The sequence below is a fragment of the Erwinia piriflorinigrans CFBP 5888 genome (assembly GCF_001050515.1).
Lineage (GTDB): Bacteria > Pseudomonadota > Gammaproteobacteria > Enterobacterales > Enterobacteriaceae > Erwinia > Erwinia piriflorinigrans.
The window spans coordinates 82970-99613 of sequence record NZ_CAHS01000017.1 but is presented as its reverse complement, the minus strand read 5'-3'; the positions used below and the strand labels follow the sequence as shown (position 1 = coordinate 99613).

The 16644-nt window shown below is 51.2% G+C and carries 11 protein-coding genes and 1 CRISPR repeat array; of the genes, 5 read left to right on the top strand and 6 right to left on the bottom strand.

Going from position 1 to position 16644, the window contains the following annotated elements:
* Positions 1-596: 596 nt before the first annotated feature.
* Both EPIR_RS13515 and EPIR_RS13510 read right to left on the bottom strand, forming a co-directional pair.
* Positions 597-977 (bottom strand): hypothetical protein, encoded by a 381-nt coding sequence (locus tag EPIR_RS13515; protein WP_240987365.1) that lies wholly within the window; start codon positions 975-977, stop codon positions 597-599.
* Positions 978-1057: 80 nt separating this feature from the next.
* Positions 1058-1816, bottom strand: coding sequence for a winged helix-turn-helix domain-containing protein (locus EPIR_RS13510; RefSeq protein WP_023656000.1), 759 nt, complete (start codon positions 1814-1816; stop codon positions 1058-1060).
* An 870-nt stretch (positions 1817-2686) separates the two neighbouring features.
* Between EPIR_RS13510 and acnB the strand changes: the two genes are divergently transcribed.
* Positions 2687-5284 carry a bifunctional aconitate hydratase 2/2-methylisocitrate dehydratase gene (gene acnB, locus EPIR_RS13505; RefSeq protein WP_023655999.1) on the top strand — a complete coding sequence of 866 codons (2598 nt, stop codon included), beginning with the start codon at positions 2687-2689 and terminating at the stop codon, positions 5282-5284.
* A gap of 172 nt (positions 5285-5456) precedes the next feature.
* Positions 5457-5819 (top strand): protein YacL, encoded by a 363-nt coding sequence (yacL, locus tag EPIR_RS13500; RefSeq protein ID WP_023655998.1) that lies wholly within the window; start codon positions 5457-5459, stop codon positions 5817-5819.
* A 105-nt stretch (positions 5820-5924) separates the two neighbouring features.
* On the opposite strand, the gene speD is transcribed toward yacL, so the two are convergent.
* From speD to EPIR_RS13485, 3 genes are all read right to left on the bottom strand, one after another.
* A complete protein-coding gene (speD, locus tag EPIR_RS13495) occupies positions 5925-6728 on the bottom strand; it encodes an adenosylmethionine decarboxylase (RefSeq protein WP_012440578.1) in 804 nt (267 codons plus the stop codon).
* A gap of 21 nt (positions 6729-6749) precedes the next feature.
* On the bottom strand, positions 6750-7607 hold the full coding sequence (gene speE / locus EPIR_RS13490) for a polyamine aminopropyltransferase (RefSeq protein ID WP_023655997.1): 858 nt from the start codon (positions 7605-7607) through the stop codon (positions 6750-6752).
* 96 nt (positions 7608-7703) lie between these two features.
* Complete coding sequence (locus EPIR_RS13485; RefSeq protein WP_023655996.1) at positions 7704-8051, bottom strand: YacC family pilotin-like protein; 348 nt, start codon at positions 8049-8051, stop codon at positions 7704-7706.
* A 180-nt stretch (positions 8052-8231) separates the two neighbouring features.
* Between EPIR_RS13485 and cueO the strand changes: the two genes are divergently transcribed.
* A complete protein-coding gene (gene cueO, locus EPIR_RS13480; protein ID WP_023655995.1) occupies positions 8232-9842 on the top strand; it encodes a multicopper oxidase CueO in 1611 nt (536 codons plus the stop codon).
* 186 nt (positions 9843-10028) lie between these two features.
* Positions 10029-10956: a CRISPR direct-repeat array (repeat unit 28 nt; unit sequence GTTCACTGCCGTACAGGCAGCTTAGAAG).
* A 357-nt stretch (positions 10957-11313) separates the two neighbouring features.
* On the opposite strand, the gene EPIR_RS13470 is transcribed toward cueO, so the two are convergent.
* On the bottom strand, positions 11314-11607 hold the full coding sequence (locus EPIR_RS13470; protein WP_023655994.1) for a hypothetical protein: 294 nt from the start codon (positions 11605-11607) through the stop codon (positions 11314-11316).
* A 730-nt stretch (positions 11608-12337) separates the two neighbouring features.
* Between EPIR_RS13470 and cas1f the strand changes: the two genes are divergently transcribed.
* Both cas1f and cas3f read left to right on the top strand, forming a co-directional pair.
* The gene (cas1f, locus tag EPIR_RS13460) at positions 12338-13315 is read left to right on the top strand and encodes a type I-F CRISPR-associated endonuclease Cas1f (RefSeq protein ID WP_023655993.1); all 978 of its coding nucleotides are present in this window, start codon (positions 12338-12340) and stop codon (positions 13313-13315) included.
* A complete protein-coding gene (cas3f, locus tag EPIR_RS13455) occupies positions 13312-16611 on the top strand; it encodes a type I-F CRISPR-associated helicase Cas3f (protein WP_023655992.1) in 3300 nt (1099 codons plus the stop codon). Before cas1f ends, cas3f begins: the two co-directional genes overlap by 4 nt.
* Positions 16612-16644 lie beyond the last annotated feature (33 nt).

The following is a 16644-nucleotide window of genomic DNA, read 5'->3' as shown; positions in this document are numbered from 1 at the left end:
CAGCCGGTGAATGCTTTTGGGCTACCCTTCACGGCGCGTACCGGTTGTTAGCAGGTACAGGCAGCACTCATTGCGTGGAAGCAAACCGGACAGCACCACCTGTTGCCGATCGGGTTTGAAACTTGCGTATCTGCGCCCAAACCCACGTAAAGAGGCTGCAACCACGTACGATTGCTAACGAAGTACGAATATAAACGCGCCACCGACATCATTTCAATCGCTGAAATGTTGACCTGCGTAGCGCTTAGCATTACTATCAAAAACAGTTAGCAGGTACAGGCAGCACCGCTTCTCAAAGTGGCCACCAACCACTTCGGAAGAGAAAAATAACCCGGTTTTACAGACCGGGTTTTTTTCGCCTCCAGATTGTCTCTTCCGCTCTATTAAAGATATTTGCTAAGCCCTTTGCCCCTTATATTTGACCGCGTATCAACCCGATTTCCCCCGTTTTAAGTCGCGGATCCGTGCGCGTTTTAGCGTGGGGAAAAGTTGGTAGAAACAGAGGGCGGTGAAAAACTTTCTAAGATCAGTGAGATAGTTTGCGAGCGTCACATGCTGACCGTATTGACAGAATTATCCTGCTATTCCGGTTACAGTCAGAGATTAAGCAGGATTCCCTTAAAGCCGGAAAGGATACAGCTATCTTTATAACGGAAAAGGTATAAACGCCCGGTAAATCCCTCTTTGGCTTGTGGGTCGATATACTTCTCTGTACGTGGGTCGTTGATTAACGGCCCCGCGATTCTGAATGATTTGATGGTACTGACGTTGATTGAGTCGAAATTGAAACGGTACTCAGTTTCGATAACCCTCTCTGAAGAAAAGCTCTCTAACTTTCCCTGTGGGCCATCAATAAGTACCTGTGCAGAATATTTGTGTTCATTGCCACTCCACCAAGTGTACCAGGTGCTGCGGCTGACAATATATCTGTCAGGTTCATCATAGATGATGATATTTTTAGAGATGCAGTCTTTCATCGTGTAAGTTGATACCCACGTAAAAAAAAACCAGCCACATGCGAAGGTGAAAAGTGATGCAAAAATAACGTAAATTTTTATCACGGATGATGTTCTCCAATAATCGTAACGGAGGTGCAATCACTACCCGTGCTACCGATTTCACTGTTGCAAAGGTAAAAGGACGTGTTACCCCCCCATGCGTTACTAAGATATACGAATTTCATATCATCGTAATTGACGTGCTTTTTTTTCAACCAGTAATTAATCCTTTCGATAGTGCTTTGAGGGGAAGTATGATTTTTACGATAAAAATAGATTCGCCCTTCTTTTTCTTCTGAATGATGATATTTAATATCGGTTAACATTGTTTTCTGGTGCGAACAGAATCCGGCAAGGAACAATACGATAAATAACAATAATAATTTAGCAATCGGTAACAGGGTTGTAACGGGTAGATGAGGTTTAATGTTCTTGCATGTCTCCTGATTTGTCAGTTTCCCCATGCTATGATTAATGCCACTATCAATATGAGCGTCCATGTTTGTATCGGAGTGGATTAAGGTGATGCTTCCTTTTTGTAGAATATGGCCTTTTCTCGCCTGAGTTGTTAACGTCATGGTCGGCAGTCCGGCATCTTCAAGTGCCCGCCTCAACCGATAAAGACTTTGCCTGACAGCACTATCGGAAACCGTCACTCCGCGTTTAACCCAGCACTCTTGCAGGAGTGTTTCTCTTTTTATGAGTTTCCCCTCATTTTTAACGAAATACACCAGGCACCTCGCTTCCTGAATGGTTATTTTGATGCTCCTCTCATCATTGCTCAAAATACAATTGTCGGGTTTGAAATACACGCGCATTTGTGCTTCCCTTGAAAACATAAGTTTTGCTAATTATAGTTAAAAGCAGTAGTTCAGGGAATGGTTATTTCAGCCTGGTATTGAAAATTCACTTATGATTATCATTTTAATACTTGTAACAACCCTGTTTTTTCTGGGTGACACTCATGTGTTACTCGATTATTTTTTCTTAATTATGACTATTGTGTAAGGTGTTTAAAAAATTGGAGGAATTGATGTGATTGATGATTGAATTTTTTCAGTATCAATGTCGGACCTTTTTAATAGCAAGTCTCGGGCATGGCCTGGAAAATTGTATATCGATTTTCATAAATGCAAACAGCCGTAGTGACTTTGTGAAAATTAAGTTATTTAATATGAAGTATTCCTCTTGTCGAAATATACCATAAATTTACCCGTCGGGCAGCAGTGATAAATTTTTGACAGGTTTAGCTGCGTGGGAATTTGCGTTTGAACAGGGGGCTTTTCGCTTGCCGAACGTTAATTAATCGGCAGAGGTGATTGACTGGCATATTGACTTCCAGGTGCGACAGCGTTTTTTGGTGATCCTATATCACTGCCACGCTACTGGATAAGGCACAGCCTGCTTCTGAATGATACATTTGCCGTTTTTTAAGACATTGATAAGAATAATCTTTATGTTTTGTTCAAAAAAATGGATTAAGTATCTGGCAAGCTGATTGTTTTTCCGGGGAAACAGTCGGATGAATGATGTTGCCATTTTGTAAACGGATTAACAAGATGATGAATTCCTGCTATGCTGCCCTCCGCACAACCGGGCACCTTACCCTACGCATAGGATTGTTCTCACTGTGAGCTGCGACTGAGGTAGCCCGGTATGCCAAATACAATGAGAGCGAGGAGAACGTCGTGCTAGAAGAATACCGTAAGCACGTTGCCGAGCGTGCAGCCCAGGGGATTGTTCCTAAACCATTAGATGCTTCCCAAATGGCCGCGCTGGTTGAACTGCTAAAAGCCCCTCCTGCGGGCGAAGAAGAATTTCTGTCCGATCTGTTAATCAATCGAGTGCCGCCGGGTGTTGACGAAGCGGCGTATGTCAAAGCCGGTTTCCTGGCCGCCGTCGCGAAGGGTGAAGCGACTTCTCCTCTGGTTACTCCTGAAAAAGCGATTGAGCTGCTGGGTACCATGCAGGGCGGATATAACATTCATGCGCTGATCGATGCGCTTGATGATGAAAAACTGGCCCCGCTTGCTGCTGCATCCCTTTCCCATACGCTGCTGATGTTCGATAACTTCTATGATGTTGAAGATAAAGCGAAAGCGGGCAACCCACACGCCAAAAAAATTATTCAGTCGTGGGCTGACGCCGAGTGGTTCCTGAAACGTCCTAAGCTGGCAGAAAAAATTACCGTCACCGTGTTTAAAGTGACCGGCGAGACCAATACCGACGATCTTTCCCCAGCGCCGGATGCCTGGTCCCGCCCGGATATTCCACTGCACGCGCTGGCAATGCTGAAAAACGCGCGTGAAGGCATCGAACCCGATGACGCTGGCAATGTAGGCCCCATCAAGCAGATCGATGCCTTACAAGAAAAAGGTTTCCCGCTGGCTTATGTGGGTGATGTGGTTGGTACCGGCTCTTCGCGTAAATCGGCGACCAACTCGGTGCTGTGGTTTATGGGCGATGATATTCCCTATGTCCCCAATAAGAAGGGCGGCGGCGTGTGCCTCGGCGGCAAAATCGCACCGATTTTCTTTAACACGATGGAAGATGCCGGTGCGTTACCGATTGAAGTCGACGTCGATTGTCTGAATATGGGCGATGTGATTGATATCTATCCCTATAAAGGCGAAGTACGTCATCACGAAAACGGCGAAGTGCTGGCTAATTTTGAGCTTAAAACCGAAGTGCTATTGGATGAAGTCCGTGCCGGTGGCCGTATTCCGCTGATTATCGGCCGTGGTTTGACCACCAAAGCGCGCGAATCTTTAGGCCTGCCGCACAGCGATGTGTTCCGTCAGGCGAAAGACGTTGCGGCCAGCACGCGTGGTTTCTCACTGGCGCAGAAGATGGTCGGTCGCGCCTGCGGTGTTGAGGGCGTTCGTCCTGGCGCTTACTGTGAGCCTAAAATGACGTCAGTAGGTTCTCAGGATACCACTGGCCCAATGACCCGCGATGAGCTTAAAGACCTGGCTTGTCTGGGCTTCTCTGCGGATCTGGTGATGCAGTCTTTCTGTCATACTGCGGCTTATCCTAAGCCTGTGGATGTGACCACTCACCATACACTGCCCGACTTTATTATGAACCGTGGTGGCGTGTCGCTGCGTCCCGGCGATGGCATTATCCATAGCTGGCTGAACCGTATGCTGCTGCCGGATACCGTCGGTACAGGCGGTGATTCCCACACGCGTTTCCCAATCGGTATCTCTTTCCCGGCGGGTTCTGGTTTGGTGGCATTCGCCGCTGCGACCGGCGTGATGCCGCTGGATATGCCAGAGTCGGTATTGGTTCGCTTTAAAGGCAAAATGCAGCCGGGTATTACCCTGCGCGATCTGGTTCATGCCATTCCGCTGTATGCGATCAAAGCAGGCCTGCTGACCGTAGAGAAGAAAGGTAAGAAAAACATCTTCTCTGGTCGCATCCTCGAAATCGAAGGACTGCCGGATCTGAAGGTCGAGCAGGCCTTTGAGCTGTCTGACGCTTCCGCAGAGCGCTCTGCCGCAGGCTGTACCATTAAGCTTGGCAAAGATCCGATTATTGAGTATCTCAACTCCAATATCGTGTTGCTGAAGTGGATGATCTCGGAAGGTTACGGCGACCGCCGTACGATTGAGCGCCGCATTCAGGGCATGGAAAAATGGCTGGCCGATCCTCAGCTGCTGGAAGGCGATGCTGATGCAGATTATGCAGCGGTGATCGACATCGATCTGGCAGAGATCAAAGAGCCAATTCTGTGCGCGCCAAACGATCCGGACGATGCCCGTCTGCTGTCTGATGTGCAGGGAACCAAAATCGACGAAGTGTTTATTGGTTCATGCATGACCAACATCGGTCACTTCCGCGCTGCCGGTAAGCTGCTGGATAGCCATAAAGGCCAGCTGCCAACCCGTCTTTGGGTGGCACCACCGACCAAAATGGATGCGGCGCAGTTGACTGAAGAGGGTTACTACAGCGTGTTCGGCAAAAGCGGTGCGCGTATTGAAATCCCCGGTTGTTCGCTTTGCATGGGGAACCAGGCTCGGGTGGCGGATGGCGCGACCGTGGTGTCGACCTCAACGCGTAACTTCCCGAATCGTCTTGGCACCGGGGCAAATGTTTTCCTGGCATCAGCCGAGCTGTCAGCGGTGGCGTCGCTGTTGGGTAAACTGCCTACGCCAGATGAGTATCAGACGTTTATGGATCAGGTGGATAAAACGGCCGTGGATACCTATCGCTATCTGAACTTTGACCAGCTGACGCAGTATACCGACAAAGCGGAAGCGGTGATTTTCCAGACGGCTGTTTAATTCCCGTCATTGCTGAAAAACCGGGCGCAGTCCCGGTTTTTTTTCGTCTGAAGCAAAAGCACTGCTTTTCCGCCCACGGGCTGCGATAATGCGCACTAACGCTCAGTATTCATCAGCCGGACGCGCAAAATGATTTCAGCGTGCGCAGTCAGTTGGCCGGAAGGAAAGCACTATGGAATATGAATTTTTAACAGATGTCACCGGAGTGGTGAAAGTTCGCATGTCGATGGGCCATGAGGCTATTGGCCACTGGTTTAATGATGAGGTTAATGGCGATACCGGCCTCCTGGCAGAGGTGGAAGCGGCGATAGCCCAAGTCAAAGGCAGCGAACGTCAATGGCAGCGGGTAGGCCGGGAGTATACGCTGTTGCTTGATGAGGAACAGGTGATGATCCGGGCTAATCAGCTTGGGTTCGAAGGGGATGAAATGGAAGAGGGGATGAACTACTACGATGAAGAGAGTCTGTCATTCTGTGGTGTCGAAGACTTTTTGATGGTCATCGCCGCTTACCGGGCTTTTTTACTGGGGCGCTAGCAAAGACGAACGGCTTAATTGAGCGTTGTCAGAACTCTGGTTGAGCGGGTTAATCACAAAAGCGGCCTTGCGGCCGCCTGGTCGTAGCAATGTGCTGCGGCGAGATTATCCGATGGCCGGTATATTTCGACCGTAATAAATCTCGCGCATCTCTTTCCATAACAGATCGGTAATGCGTTTATGTTCCTGTGCGCTGAGATCTTCCGGTTTGGTATTAAACAGGTAATGTTTAAGATCAAACTCTTTCAGCAGCATTTTGGTGTGGAACATATTTTCCTGATACACGTTCACATCCATCATGTCATACATTGACTTCATATCTTCCGACATAAAGTTCTGAATCGAATTGATTTCATGATCGATAAAATGCTTAACGCCGTTGACGTCACGGGTAAAGCCGCGCACGCGATAGTCGATAGTGACAATGTCAGATTCGAGCTGGTGTATTAAATAGTTCAACGCCTTTAACGGCGAAATCACACCACAGGTGGACACTTCGATATCAGCACGGAACGTACAAAGACCGCCCTCGGGGTGGCTTTCCGGGTAGGTATGCACACAGATATGGCTTTTATCCAAGTGGGCAACGACCGAGTTCGGCAGCGGGCCTGGATGCTCTGAAGTATCGATATCACGCGGGTCAATGGGTTCTTCACTGACCAAAATGGTGACGCTGGCACCCTGTGGTTCATAATCCTGACGCGCAATATTCAGCACGTTGGCACCGATAATTGAGCAGGTTTCACTCAGGATTTCGGTCAGGCGGTTAGCATTGTACTGTTCATCAATGTACGCAATATACCCGTCGCGTTCAGCTTCTGTGTTCGCGTAGCAGATATCGTAGATACAAAAGCTCAGGCTTTTGGTCAGATTGTTGAAGCCATGTAATTTCAGCTTTTGCAATTTCATTCACCCCCTTAAAATGCCCGGCTAGTCTGCCAGCGCATTTAACAAATATTGCGGCAGGGCAAAGCTGCCAGTATGGATTGCCGGATTGTAATAACGACAGTTCAGGCCTGCTTCAGAGAAGCGCGCGGTAAGTGTGGCCGTATCCAGCTGTCGCAGCGCAGGGTTATCGCTTGCCCAGGCAAAAGTCATAATACCGCCGTAGTAGGTCGGGATCGCAGCCTGGTAGAAACTGACATCGCCAAAATAGTGGCTCAGTTTACGATGGCTGTTGACCGCTTCATCCTGTTGCAGGAAACAAACGCCGTTCTGCGCCACAAAAATGCCGTCCTGATTCAGACAGCGGCGACATCCCTGATAAAACTCCGAAGTAAACAGACTTTCTCCTGGCCCGATCGGATCGGTACAGTCAGAGATAATCACGTCGAATTTATCACTGGTTTGATTAACGAAGTTTACACCATCATCAATGACCAGCTTGAAACGTGCATCATCATAGGCTCCGGCGTTATGATTCGGCAGGTACTGCTTGCAAAACGTCACCACGCCCGCATCGATTTCAACCATAGTGATCTGTTCGATGTTTTTATGACGGCACACTTCACGCAGCATTGCGCCATCTCCGCCACCGATGATCAGCACGCGCTTTGGCGCACCGTGAGCCAGCAGGGGAACGTGGGTCATCATCTCATGATAGATGAATTCATCGCGTTCGGTGGTTTGCACCACGCCGTCCAATGCCATAATGCGACCCAGGGCTGCATTTTCAAAAATCACCAGATCCTGATGATCGGTTTTTTCGCGGTAAATGATATTGTCGACAGAAAAATACTGCCCGAATCCGGTATGAAGCGTCTCATACCACATTTCATTAGTCGCCATGATGGGCATTCCTTTTCATGAAAATGGGCGCAGTATGATAGCTATTTATCGCCTTAGTTGCACGGTCTACTGCCCGGCAGGAGGGATAAGGTGAACTTACTTCACCCAGGCCAGCAGATTCAGGGAGTCACGCGCCAACGATTTACATTTAGTATCGTTAGGAATGGCAATACCGCTAAGGTCACGATAGCTGTCTTCGCCCAGAGCTTTCATATTAAAACTGGTGTAGTTGCTTAAATCCCAGCGATTTTGCTGGGCAAAAAAGAGCAGCGCGCGGCGTATCTGGCTATCGGGAAGGTTCTGATAGCCACAATCATTCTTTAAATAAACAAATACTGCGGTTAAATCTGCCAAATCTTCTGCTTCCGGTTCGCTGATCGCAAAGCTGGAAGAGGAGCAGCCAAACAGCCCAAACAGTAAAAGAGCTTTGATGCTTTTCTTCATGATTAATCTCTAACGTCTGCCATCATCAGACGTTAGCATAGTTCACGTCAGGCACCAGCCACTTTTACCGTGGAAAATTCCTGAATCCTCTCCTCACGACATTTATTGCACGCTTGACCTTCCCGCTGGGGCAGGGTTTATGCTGACGCTCACTAACGCCAGCATAAAAAGGAATGGATAATGCAACGTCGTGATTTTATCAAACTCACCGCCGCGCTGGGCGCAGCCAGTGCGCTAACAGGCTGGAGCCGCACGTTGATGGCGGCAGAGCAGCGACCGCTATTGCCGATCCCCACCTTATTGACCCCCGATGCGCGCAGTGAAATCAGTCTGACAGCCCAGACGGGCAGCAGCAGCTGGCACGGCAACCGCGTTCCTACCTGGGGCTATAACGGTAATCTGCTTGGCCCGGCTATCCAACTGGAACGCGGCAAAGAGGTGAATATCACCGTCCATAACCGCCTGCCTGAGGCCACCACGGTACACTGGCATGGCCTTGAATTACCGGGCGATGTCGACGGCGGGCCACAGGCGCGCATTGAGCCAAACCGTAGCCGCCGCGTCACTTTCACCCCCGATCAGCCGGCGGCAACCTGCTGGTTCCATCCGCATCAGCATGGCCGCACCGGTTATCAGGTAGCGCAGGGGCTGGCCGGGCTGGTATTGGTTAACGACCCGGAAAGCGGCAGGCTGCTGTTGCCAAAACAGTGGGGCATCGATGATATCCCGCTGATCCTCCAGGATAAGCGCCTGAGCGCCGACGGCAGCCGCATCGATTATCAGTTGGATATCATGAGCGCGGCGGCGGGCTGGTTTGGCGATACCATGCTGACTAACGGGGCGATCTATCCGCAGCACGGCGTTCCGCGCGGCTGGCTACGACTGCGCCTGCTGAACGGCTGCAATGCGCGCTCGCTAAATCTGACCACCAGCGATAAACGCCCGATGTATGTGATTGCCAGTGATGGCGGTCTGCTGGGGGAACCGGTGCAGGTCAGCGAGTTGCCGATGATGCCGGGTGAACGCTATGAAGTGCTGGTGAATACGGCTGATGGTAAAGCGTTTGACCTGCAAACCCTGCCGGTACGGCAAATGGGCATGACGCTGGCGCCCTTTAATCAGCCGTTGCCGGTACTGTCGATTGTTCCTTTGCAGATACAGGCCAGCGGTACGCTGCCGGATAAGCTGGTCGATCTGCCCGCTATCTCCTTATCGCAGGGGCTGAACACCCGCCGGCTACAGCTGATGATGGACCCGGAGCTGGATCGTCGCGGTATGCAGGCGTTAATGGATAAATACGGTCATGCATCGATGGCCGGCATGAGTATGGATGCACACGACAGCGAGAAAAAAGCCGGTGCGCATCAAGACGCAATGCCGGCGATGGATCACGGAGAGATGGCAGGAATGGATCACGGCAATCATTCCGCGCAAAAAGAGGTTGATTTCCACAATGGCAATCAGATTAACGGCGTGGCGTTTGATATGAATAAACCGTCGTTTGAAGTCAGGCAGGGCGTGTATGAGAAGTGGACGATCTCGGGCGAAGGCGATGAGATGCTGCATCCGTTCCATATTCACGGCACCCAGTTCCGCATTCTGTCGGAGAACGGCAAGCCTCCTGCCGCGCACCGCAGCGGCTGGAAAGATACGGTGCGTGTCGAAGGGGGCCGCAGCGAGGTGTTGCTGCGTTTTAACCATCAGGCCGACAAAGCGAATGCCTACATGGCCCACTGTCATCTGCTGGAACACGAAGATACCGGGATGATGTTGGGCTTTACCGTGGCGTGATAAAAGTGGGCGGTTGCTACCGGGGGAATTGCCGGGGAATGGTTAACGCCCGGCGGACCCTTTTTTTTCGCTCGTATTCAACTTATTGATTTATATAGCGAGATTATCAGGGAGAAAAAAAGGGTTTAGCACAGTGAAAGTGGGAAAAAGTGAATGCGCTAAGCAGGTTAGCGTTGTAGAGTAACGGTTCACTGCCGTACAGGCAGCTTAGAAGCGGAGAAACGCCGTTAAAGGTGGTGACCTCTCGTTCACTGCCGTACAGGCAGCTTAGAAGATCGATCTGATTGCTACCGACCCGCCGTACTAGTTCACTGCCGTACAGGCAGCTTAGAAGTTCCAGTGTGTGTTGCTGAGGCAGCAATAAAGGTTCACTGCCGTACAGGCAGCTTAGAAGAGTGGCATACATAACAAACGACCGTAGGCATTGTTCACTGCCGTACAGGCAGCTTAGAAGCACCACCACCGGAAAAAGCGCCATCAAAAAGCGTTCACTGCCGTACAGGCAGCTTAGAAGCTGAAATTGAAGCAAGATATAAGTACATTTATGTTCACTGCCGTACAGGCAGCTTAGAAGATGGGGATCGGGGTGGTGCTTTAGCCAGCAAAGTTCACTGCCGTACAGGCAGCTTAGAAGTTGGAGAAATGCCGGTTTTGGTCGGTAGCCGTGTTCACTGCCGTACAGGCAGCTTAGAAGTCATTGTGTGGCTGTAGTGCTGGAGTAATCGAGTTCACTGCCGTACAGGCAGCTTAGAAGACCCGGAGAATCCAGGCATCTGATACCCACCAGTTCACTGCCGTACAGGCAGCTTAGAAGCTGTAGAAATGGATGGGTTTATTTTTGCCAACGTTCACTGCCGTACAGGCAGCTTAGAAGTATTCTGCTCGGTGGGTAACCCTCTGCCATTTGTTCACTGCCGTACAGGCAGCTTAGAAGCGGCTGTTCCGGCCTTAACCACAACGTAACTTGTTCACTGCCGTACAGGCAGCTTAGAAGACTACCTGTGGATATGCTACGCAATCGCGTGGGGTCACTGCCGTACAGGCAGCTTAGAAGTACCGAAATGTAGTGAGCAACAAGTGGAACCCGTTCACTGCCGTACAGGCAGCTTAAAAAACTCCGCTATTGATGCAAAATCCATTATCGTTCACTACCGTACAGGCAGCGCATGTGCCCCCCTGATATTATTTGGAGCAGAGCGACAGCAGGAACCGTTTCCAGTGTTATCGTTAACAAGCGGTTGAAAACAGCATTAACCAAGTATAAGTTTGAGGATCTACGTTTTGGAGTACAGGAGGGTTTCTGGACCGAAAAATATATATACCATTCCAGCAATCAATATTTGGCCGTGGAAGGCAATATAAAAAACTATTCTAACCCCCCCCTCTGGACTCCCGTGTATTTTAAAGGAAATTACAGGCCTATTGTTCCTGTTATTTACTCTGTAGGCTAAGAGTTACAGGATATAGCTTTTCAGCAACTGTACCCTACTCCCATACCTTTCTGTTCACATAAGGTCGCGTACCCCCATCCCCACCATGAGGGATCATGATCAATGGCCCCCTGCACCAAATGATTTGCGCTATACCCAGCCCCGGCAATAGCCGCACCACCTATGGCACCAGGACCAGCACCAATGCCACCTAAGGCCGCACCGGTCAGTGCGCCTGTTACGGCACCTGCTCCGACTGCGCCAGCTAAACCCACATAGCTAAAATCATCACCGCCAGAAACTGCTGTCAATTCAATGTGAATTAACTCATTCATAAATATCCCTCTTAAAATGTGTTTATGATTTACGGATGACGTTTTTTTTAATTTTACTAAAAAAAATTGCCATTATTCCGGACATAACTATAGAGAACGATACTGTATCGACATGATCAAAATCACTGGAAAAAATCTTACTGAAAAACCACATGGAAAGGTAAAATATTAAAAAAAAGAAAATCCAAGTGACTGTCGTCTTCATATTTAATCCCTCATTATATGAGCAATCAATCCTGACTACTGAAAATTTCCTTGTCAACATATGTAATCAACAATTGGCTTAATATTTTAATAATTATAATCATGGTCACACAACAAGGTGCGCCGTTTTTTTACCTTTGACAAGATTATAGAGGCAAAAGGCGAAGACTGTTTAACTACGGGAACTTTCAGAGCGAATTAATCCTCTTGGCTTTTCGATGATATGACAAATAACGCTTCAGCCAGCGTTAATGCGAATCAATATCGGCCAAAACCGCTACGACTACCACTATAGCTATCCAGTTCATGAGGGGCAGGGGTAGATTCGTTGGTGAAGAAAAAAAGGAAGGTTATGACTTTCAGCTCAACACCGTGACATGCCCGCCAACTATTTATAGCCGATATAGCCCCTGTGCGCGGCGGCAGATTTCGACACGTTATGGTATGTTCTACATCACTAATCCAGGGAATATCACCACTTCACCGATATCAGCAAGCAAATAACCCTGCCACAAGGAAGCTCCATATGGAAATGATTAAGCCTTCAGATTTAAAAACCATTCTGCACTCAAAACGCAGCAATATTTATTATCTGCAATACTGCCGGGTGCTGGTGAACGGCGGCCGGGTGGAATATGTCACCGACGAAGGTAAACAGTCTCTGTACTGGAATATTCCCATTGCCAATACCACGGTGGTGATGCTGGGTACCGGCACATCGGTAACCCAGGCGGCTATGCGTGAGTTTGCCCGCGCCGGGGTCCTGGTCGGGTTTTGCGGCGGCGGCGGAACGCCGCTGTATGCGGCCAATGAAGTTGAGGTCGACGTCTCGTGGCTCAACTCACAAAGTGAATACCGCCCCACTGAATATCTTCAGCACTGGGTCAGCTTCTGGTTCGATGAGCAGAAACGGCTCAGCACCGCCATTGCGTTTCAGCGCGTGCGCATCAGTCAGATACGCCAGTCATGGCTGGGTAGCAAAATGATGCGTGAGCAGAATTTTACTCTTAGCGAACCCAGGCTAACGGCGATCCTTGACCGCTTTGAACAGGGCTTGGCGCGCTGTAACAACAGCACCGATCTGCTGGCTCTTGAAGCGGTGATGACCAAAGCGCTATATAAACTGGCGGCACAGGCGGCGAACTACGGCGATTTTGTCCGTGCCAAACGCGGTGGCGGCAGCGATGCGGCCAACCGTTTTCTCGATCATGGCAATTATCTTGCCTACGGCCTGGCGGCGGTCGCCTGCTGGGTAATAGGATTGCCGCACGGGCTGCCGGTGCTGCATGGCAAAACCCGCCGTGGTGGGCTGGTGTTTGACGTTGCCGATCTGATTAAGGACGCGTTGATTCTGCCACAGGCGTTTCTTGCCGCAATGGCGGGCGAAGAGGAGCAGGAGTTCCGCCAGCGCTGCCTGACCAGCCTGCAAAATGCTGAAGCGTTAGATACGATGATCGCCGCGCTGGAAGCCACCGCCCGACAGCACAGCCAGGTGGGAAAATGAATGTTTTATTGATTGCTCAGTGTAACAAACGTGCGCTGGAAGAGAGCCGCCGTATCCTCGATCAGTTTGCCGAACGTAAAGGCGACCGCTGCTGGCAAACCGCCATTACGCAACAGGGGCTGTTGACCTTGCGTAAGCTGCTGCGCAAAACCGCACGGCGCAATACCGCCGTGGCCTGCCACCAGATAAAAAGCACCGGACAGAGCGAACTGCTGTGGGTTGTTGGCAATCTGCGCCGTTTTAACGTGCAAGGCGGGGTGCCAACGGATACCACCTCGCGCGATGTGCTGAAAAGCGCTGATGAAAACAGCTGGCACAGCGTCGAGGCTGTCAGCCTGCTGGCCGCTATTGCCGGGTTGTTTCATGATTTTGGTAAGTCCAACAGCTTGTTTCAGCAGATGCTTGTTGGGAAAAAAGGGATCAAAGGCTGTCAGCCCTACCGCCATGAGTGGGTTTCGCTGCGGCTGTTCTGTGCCTGGGTTGCGGGGCGTGACGATCTGACATGGATTGCTGCCCTTAGTGAGATAGAGCCACAGGATGAGCAGGCGATGCTGACCGGGCTGGAAAAAGATGGTCTGATGGACACTACAAATCCTTTTGCCCCCTTATCGCCAGTGGCGCGCGTGGTGGCGTGGCTGATCCTCTCCCATCACCGTATGCCGGTTTACCCGAAAAAGAATGATTTATCAAAGTCAGCTTCATATTTACCGCCTGACTTGGAACACTGCGATGGCTGGCTGATCAGGGAGCTGGATGCGCTTTGGAACGCCGCCAATCATCATCAGGACTGGAAACCCGCCGATCTTCAGGAACAGTGGCAGTTCCCGCAGGGGACGCCGATGCGCAGCGGCCGCTGGTGTGGCAAAGCGCACAAGCTGGCACAGCGCCTGCTGGCTCAGCCAGCGTGGCTGGCACAAATCGATATCAATCAGCGCTTTAGCTGCCATATGGCGCGGCTGGCATTAATGCTGGCCGATCACGTCTACTCCGCGCAACCGGCTACGCCGGGCTGGCAGGACGCGGACTGTCTGCTGTATGCCAATACCGACCGCGACAGCGGCAGCCTGAAGCAGCGGCTGGACGAGCATAATATCGGCGTGGCGCAAAATGCTCTGCTGCTGGCGCGTAGCCTGCCGCATTTACGCAAAACCCTGCCAGCGATTACCCGTCATAAAGGATTTAAAAAACGCAGCACAGATGAGAAGTTCCGCTGGCAGGATAATGCCTGGCAGGAGACCTGCGATCTGCGCGAGAGCGCCTTTCAACAGGGTTTTTTCGGCATTAATATGGCGTCGACCGGCTGCGGTAAAACCTTTGCCAATGCGCGCATTATGTATGCGCTGAGCGACGAACAAAAAGGCTGTCGCTTTGCGGTGGCGCTGGGGCTACGCACCTTAACGCTGCAAACCGGCGATGCGCTGCGGGAAAAATTGAAGCTGGAACAGGACGATCTGGCGGTACTGGTGGGTTCACAGGCGGTGACCCAGCTGCATCAGCAGGCTAAAGATAGCCCGGTTTCGCACGATACCGGCAGTGAATCAGCAGAGGCGTTGCTAGAGGAAAACCAGTACGTCAGCTACGACGGCAGCCTTGATGAAGGGGGCTTAAGCCGCTGGCTCAAAGGTAATACTAAGTTAAATAAGCTGCTGAGCGCTCCGGTGCTGGTGACTACCATCGATCATTTAATCGGGGCGACCGAAGGGTTACGCGGCGGCAGGCAGATAGCGCCGATGCTAAGACTGTTAACCTCGGATCTGGTCCTCGACGAGCCGGACGATTTTGATATCGACGATCTGCCCGCGCTGTGTCGGCTGGTGAACTGGGCAGGTATGCTGGGTTCGCGCGTGCTGCTCTCCTCGGCAACCCTGGCGCCCGCGCTGGTACTGGCGCTGTTTAACGCTTACCGCAGCGGGCGCGAGATCTTCCAGCACGCCTGTGGCCTGCCCGTTGACGGCAATATTTGCTGCGCATGGTTTGATGAAAATGTTGCAGAGAAGGTGCTTACCGCCCAGCCGAGCCTGCCGCAGGAGTTTATGCAAAAGCATCAAGAGTTTGTTGCGAGGCGAGTCGGCTGGCTGTCTAAACAGCCGGTACTGAGGCGTGGCTGGATAGCGCCGGTGGCTCCCCCCGCGCGGGATGAGGCGACGATTTACCCCCATATGGCGCAGGTCATTTTGCAGTCGATGATGACGCTGCATCATGCTCACCATCAGCGCCATAAGGAGTTGCCCAAAACGGTATCGGTAGGCGTGGTGCGCTTCGCCAATATCAATCCACTGGTGGCCGTTGCTCAGCAGCTGCTGGCGACTGAGGCAGCGGAAGATACTCATATTCATTACTGTGTTTATCACAGTCGGCACCCGCTGGCGATGCGTTCGCATTTTGAACAGCGGTTGGATGCCACCTTAACTCGCCATCAGCCCGATGCGATCTGGCAGGTGGCGGAGATCGCCGAAGCGATGGAGCAGCATCCGCAACAGCATCATCTGTTTGTAGTGCTGGCGACCTCGGTAGCGGAAGTGGGTCGCGATCACGATTACGACTGGGCGATTGCCGAACCCAGCTCAATGCGATCGCTGATCCAGCTGGCGGGCAGGGTACAGCGCCATCGTCAGCAGGAAGCACAGAGCGAAAATGTGCATATTTTGCAGCAGAATATTTGCTCATTAAAGGCGCAGGATAGCCAGAAACCGACCTACTGCAAGCCAGGGTTTGAGCAAAAAGGCTATATGCTGGCGAGCCACGATTTACAGAAGATCCTCGACAAAGAGCAGTATCAGACAATCAGCGCGATTCCACGAATTCAGTCCCGGCAAAAAGTGGGTAAAGGTCCATTGTTTGCTAACCTGGCCGATCTGGAACACCAGCGACTGATGGTGGAGTTGCAGGGAAAGCAGAAAGAGCCGAATGAGTACTGTGCGGCCTTATGGTGGCGCGAACAGGCCAGCTGGTGTGGCGAAATGCAGCGGCGTAAGCCGTTTCGTCAGTCAACGCCTGAAGATATGCACTTTATGCTGATAGCCGAGGAGGGTGATCAGCCAGAAATCTGGCAGCCTGACGATGGCCCGTCCGGGCGCAAAAAGAGCATGATCGCCTATCCCGATCTGACGTTCGCTGCCGGGGTCAGTGCCTGGATTACCCCGGACTATCAGCAGGTCTGGCAGCAGCTGGCCGACAGCCTGACGATGGAGCTGGAGGAGGTCAGTCTGCGCTTTGGTGAAATCGTGCTGCGCACTCTGCCTGAGAGCGAAGAATGGCACTTTCATCCGCTATTAGGCGTGTTTCAGCCGGAGTAGATTGCCAGCCAGGCGGTATGCGCTGCCGGTCAC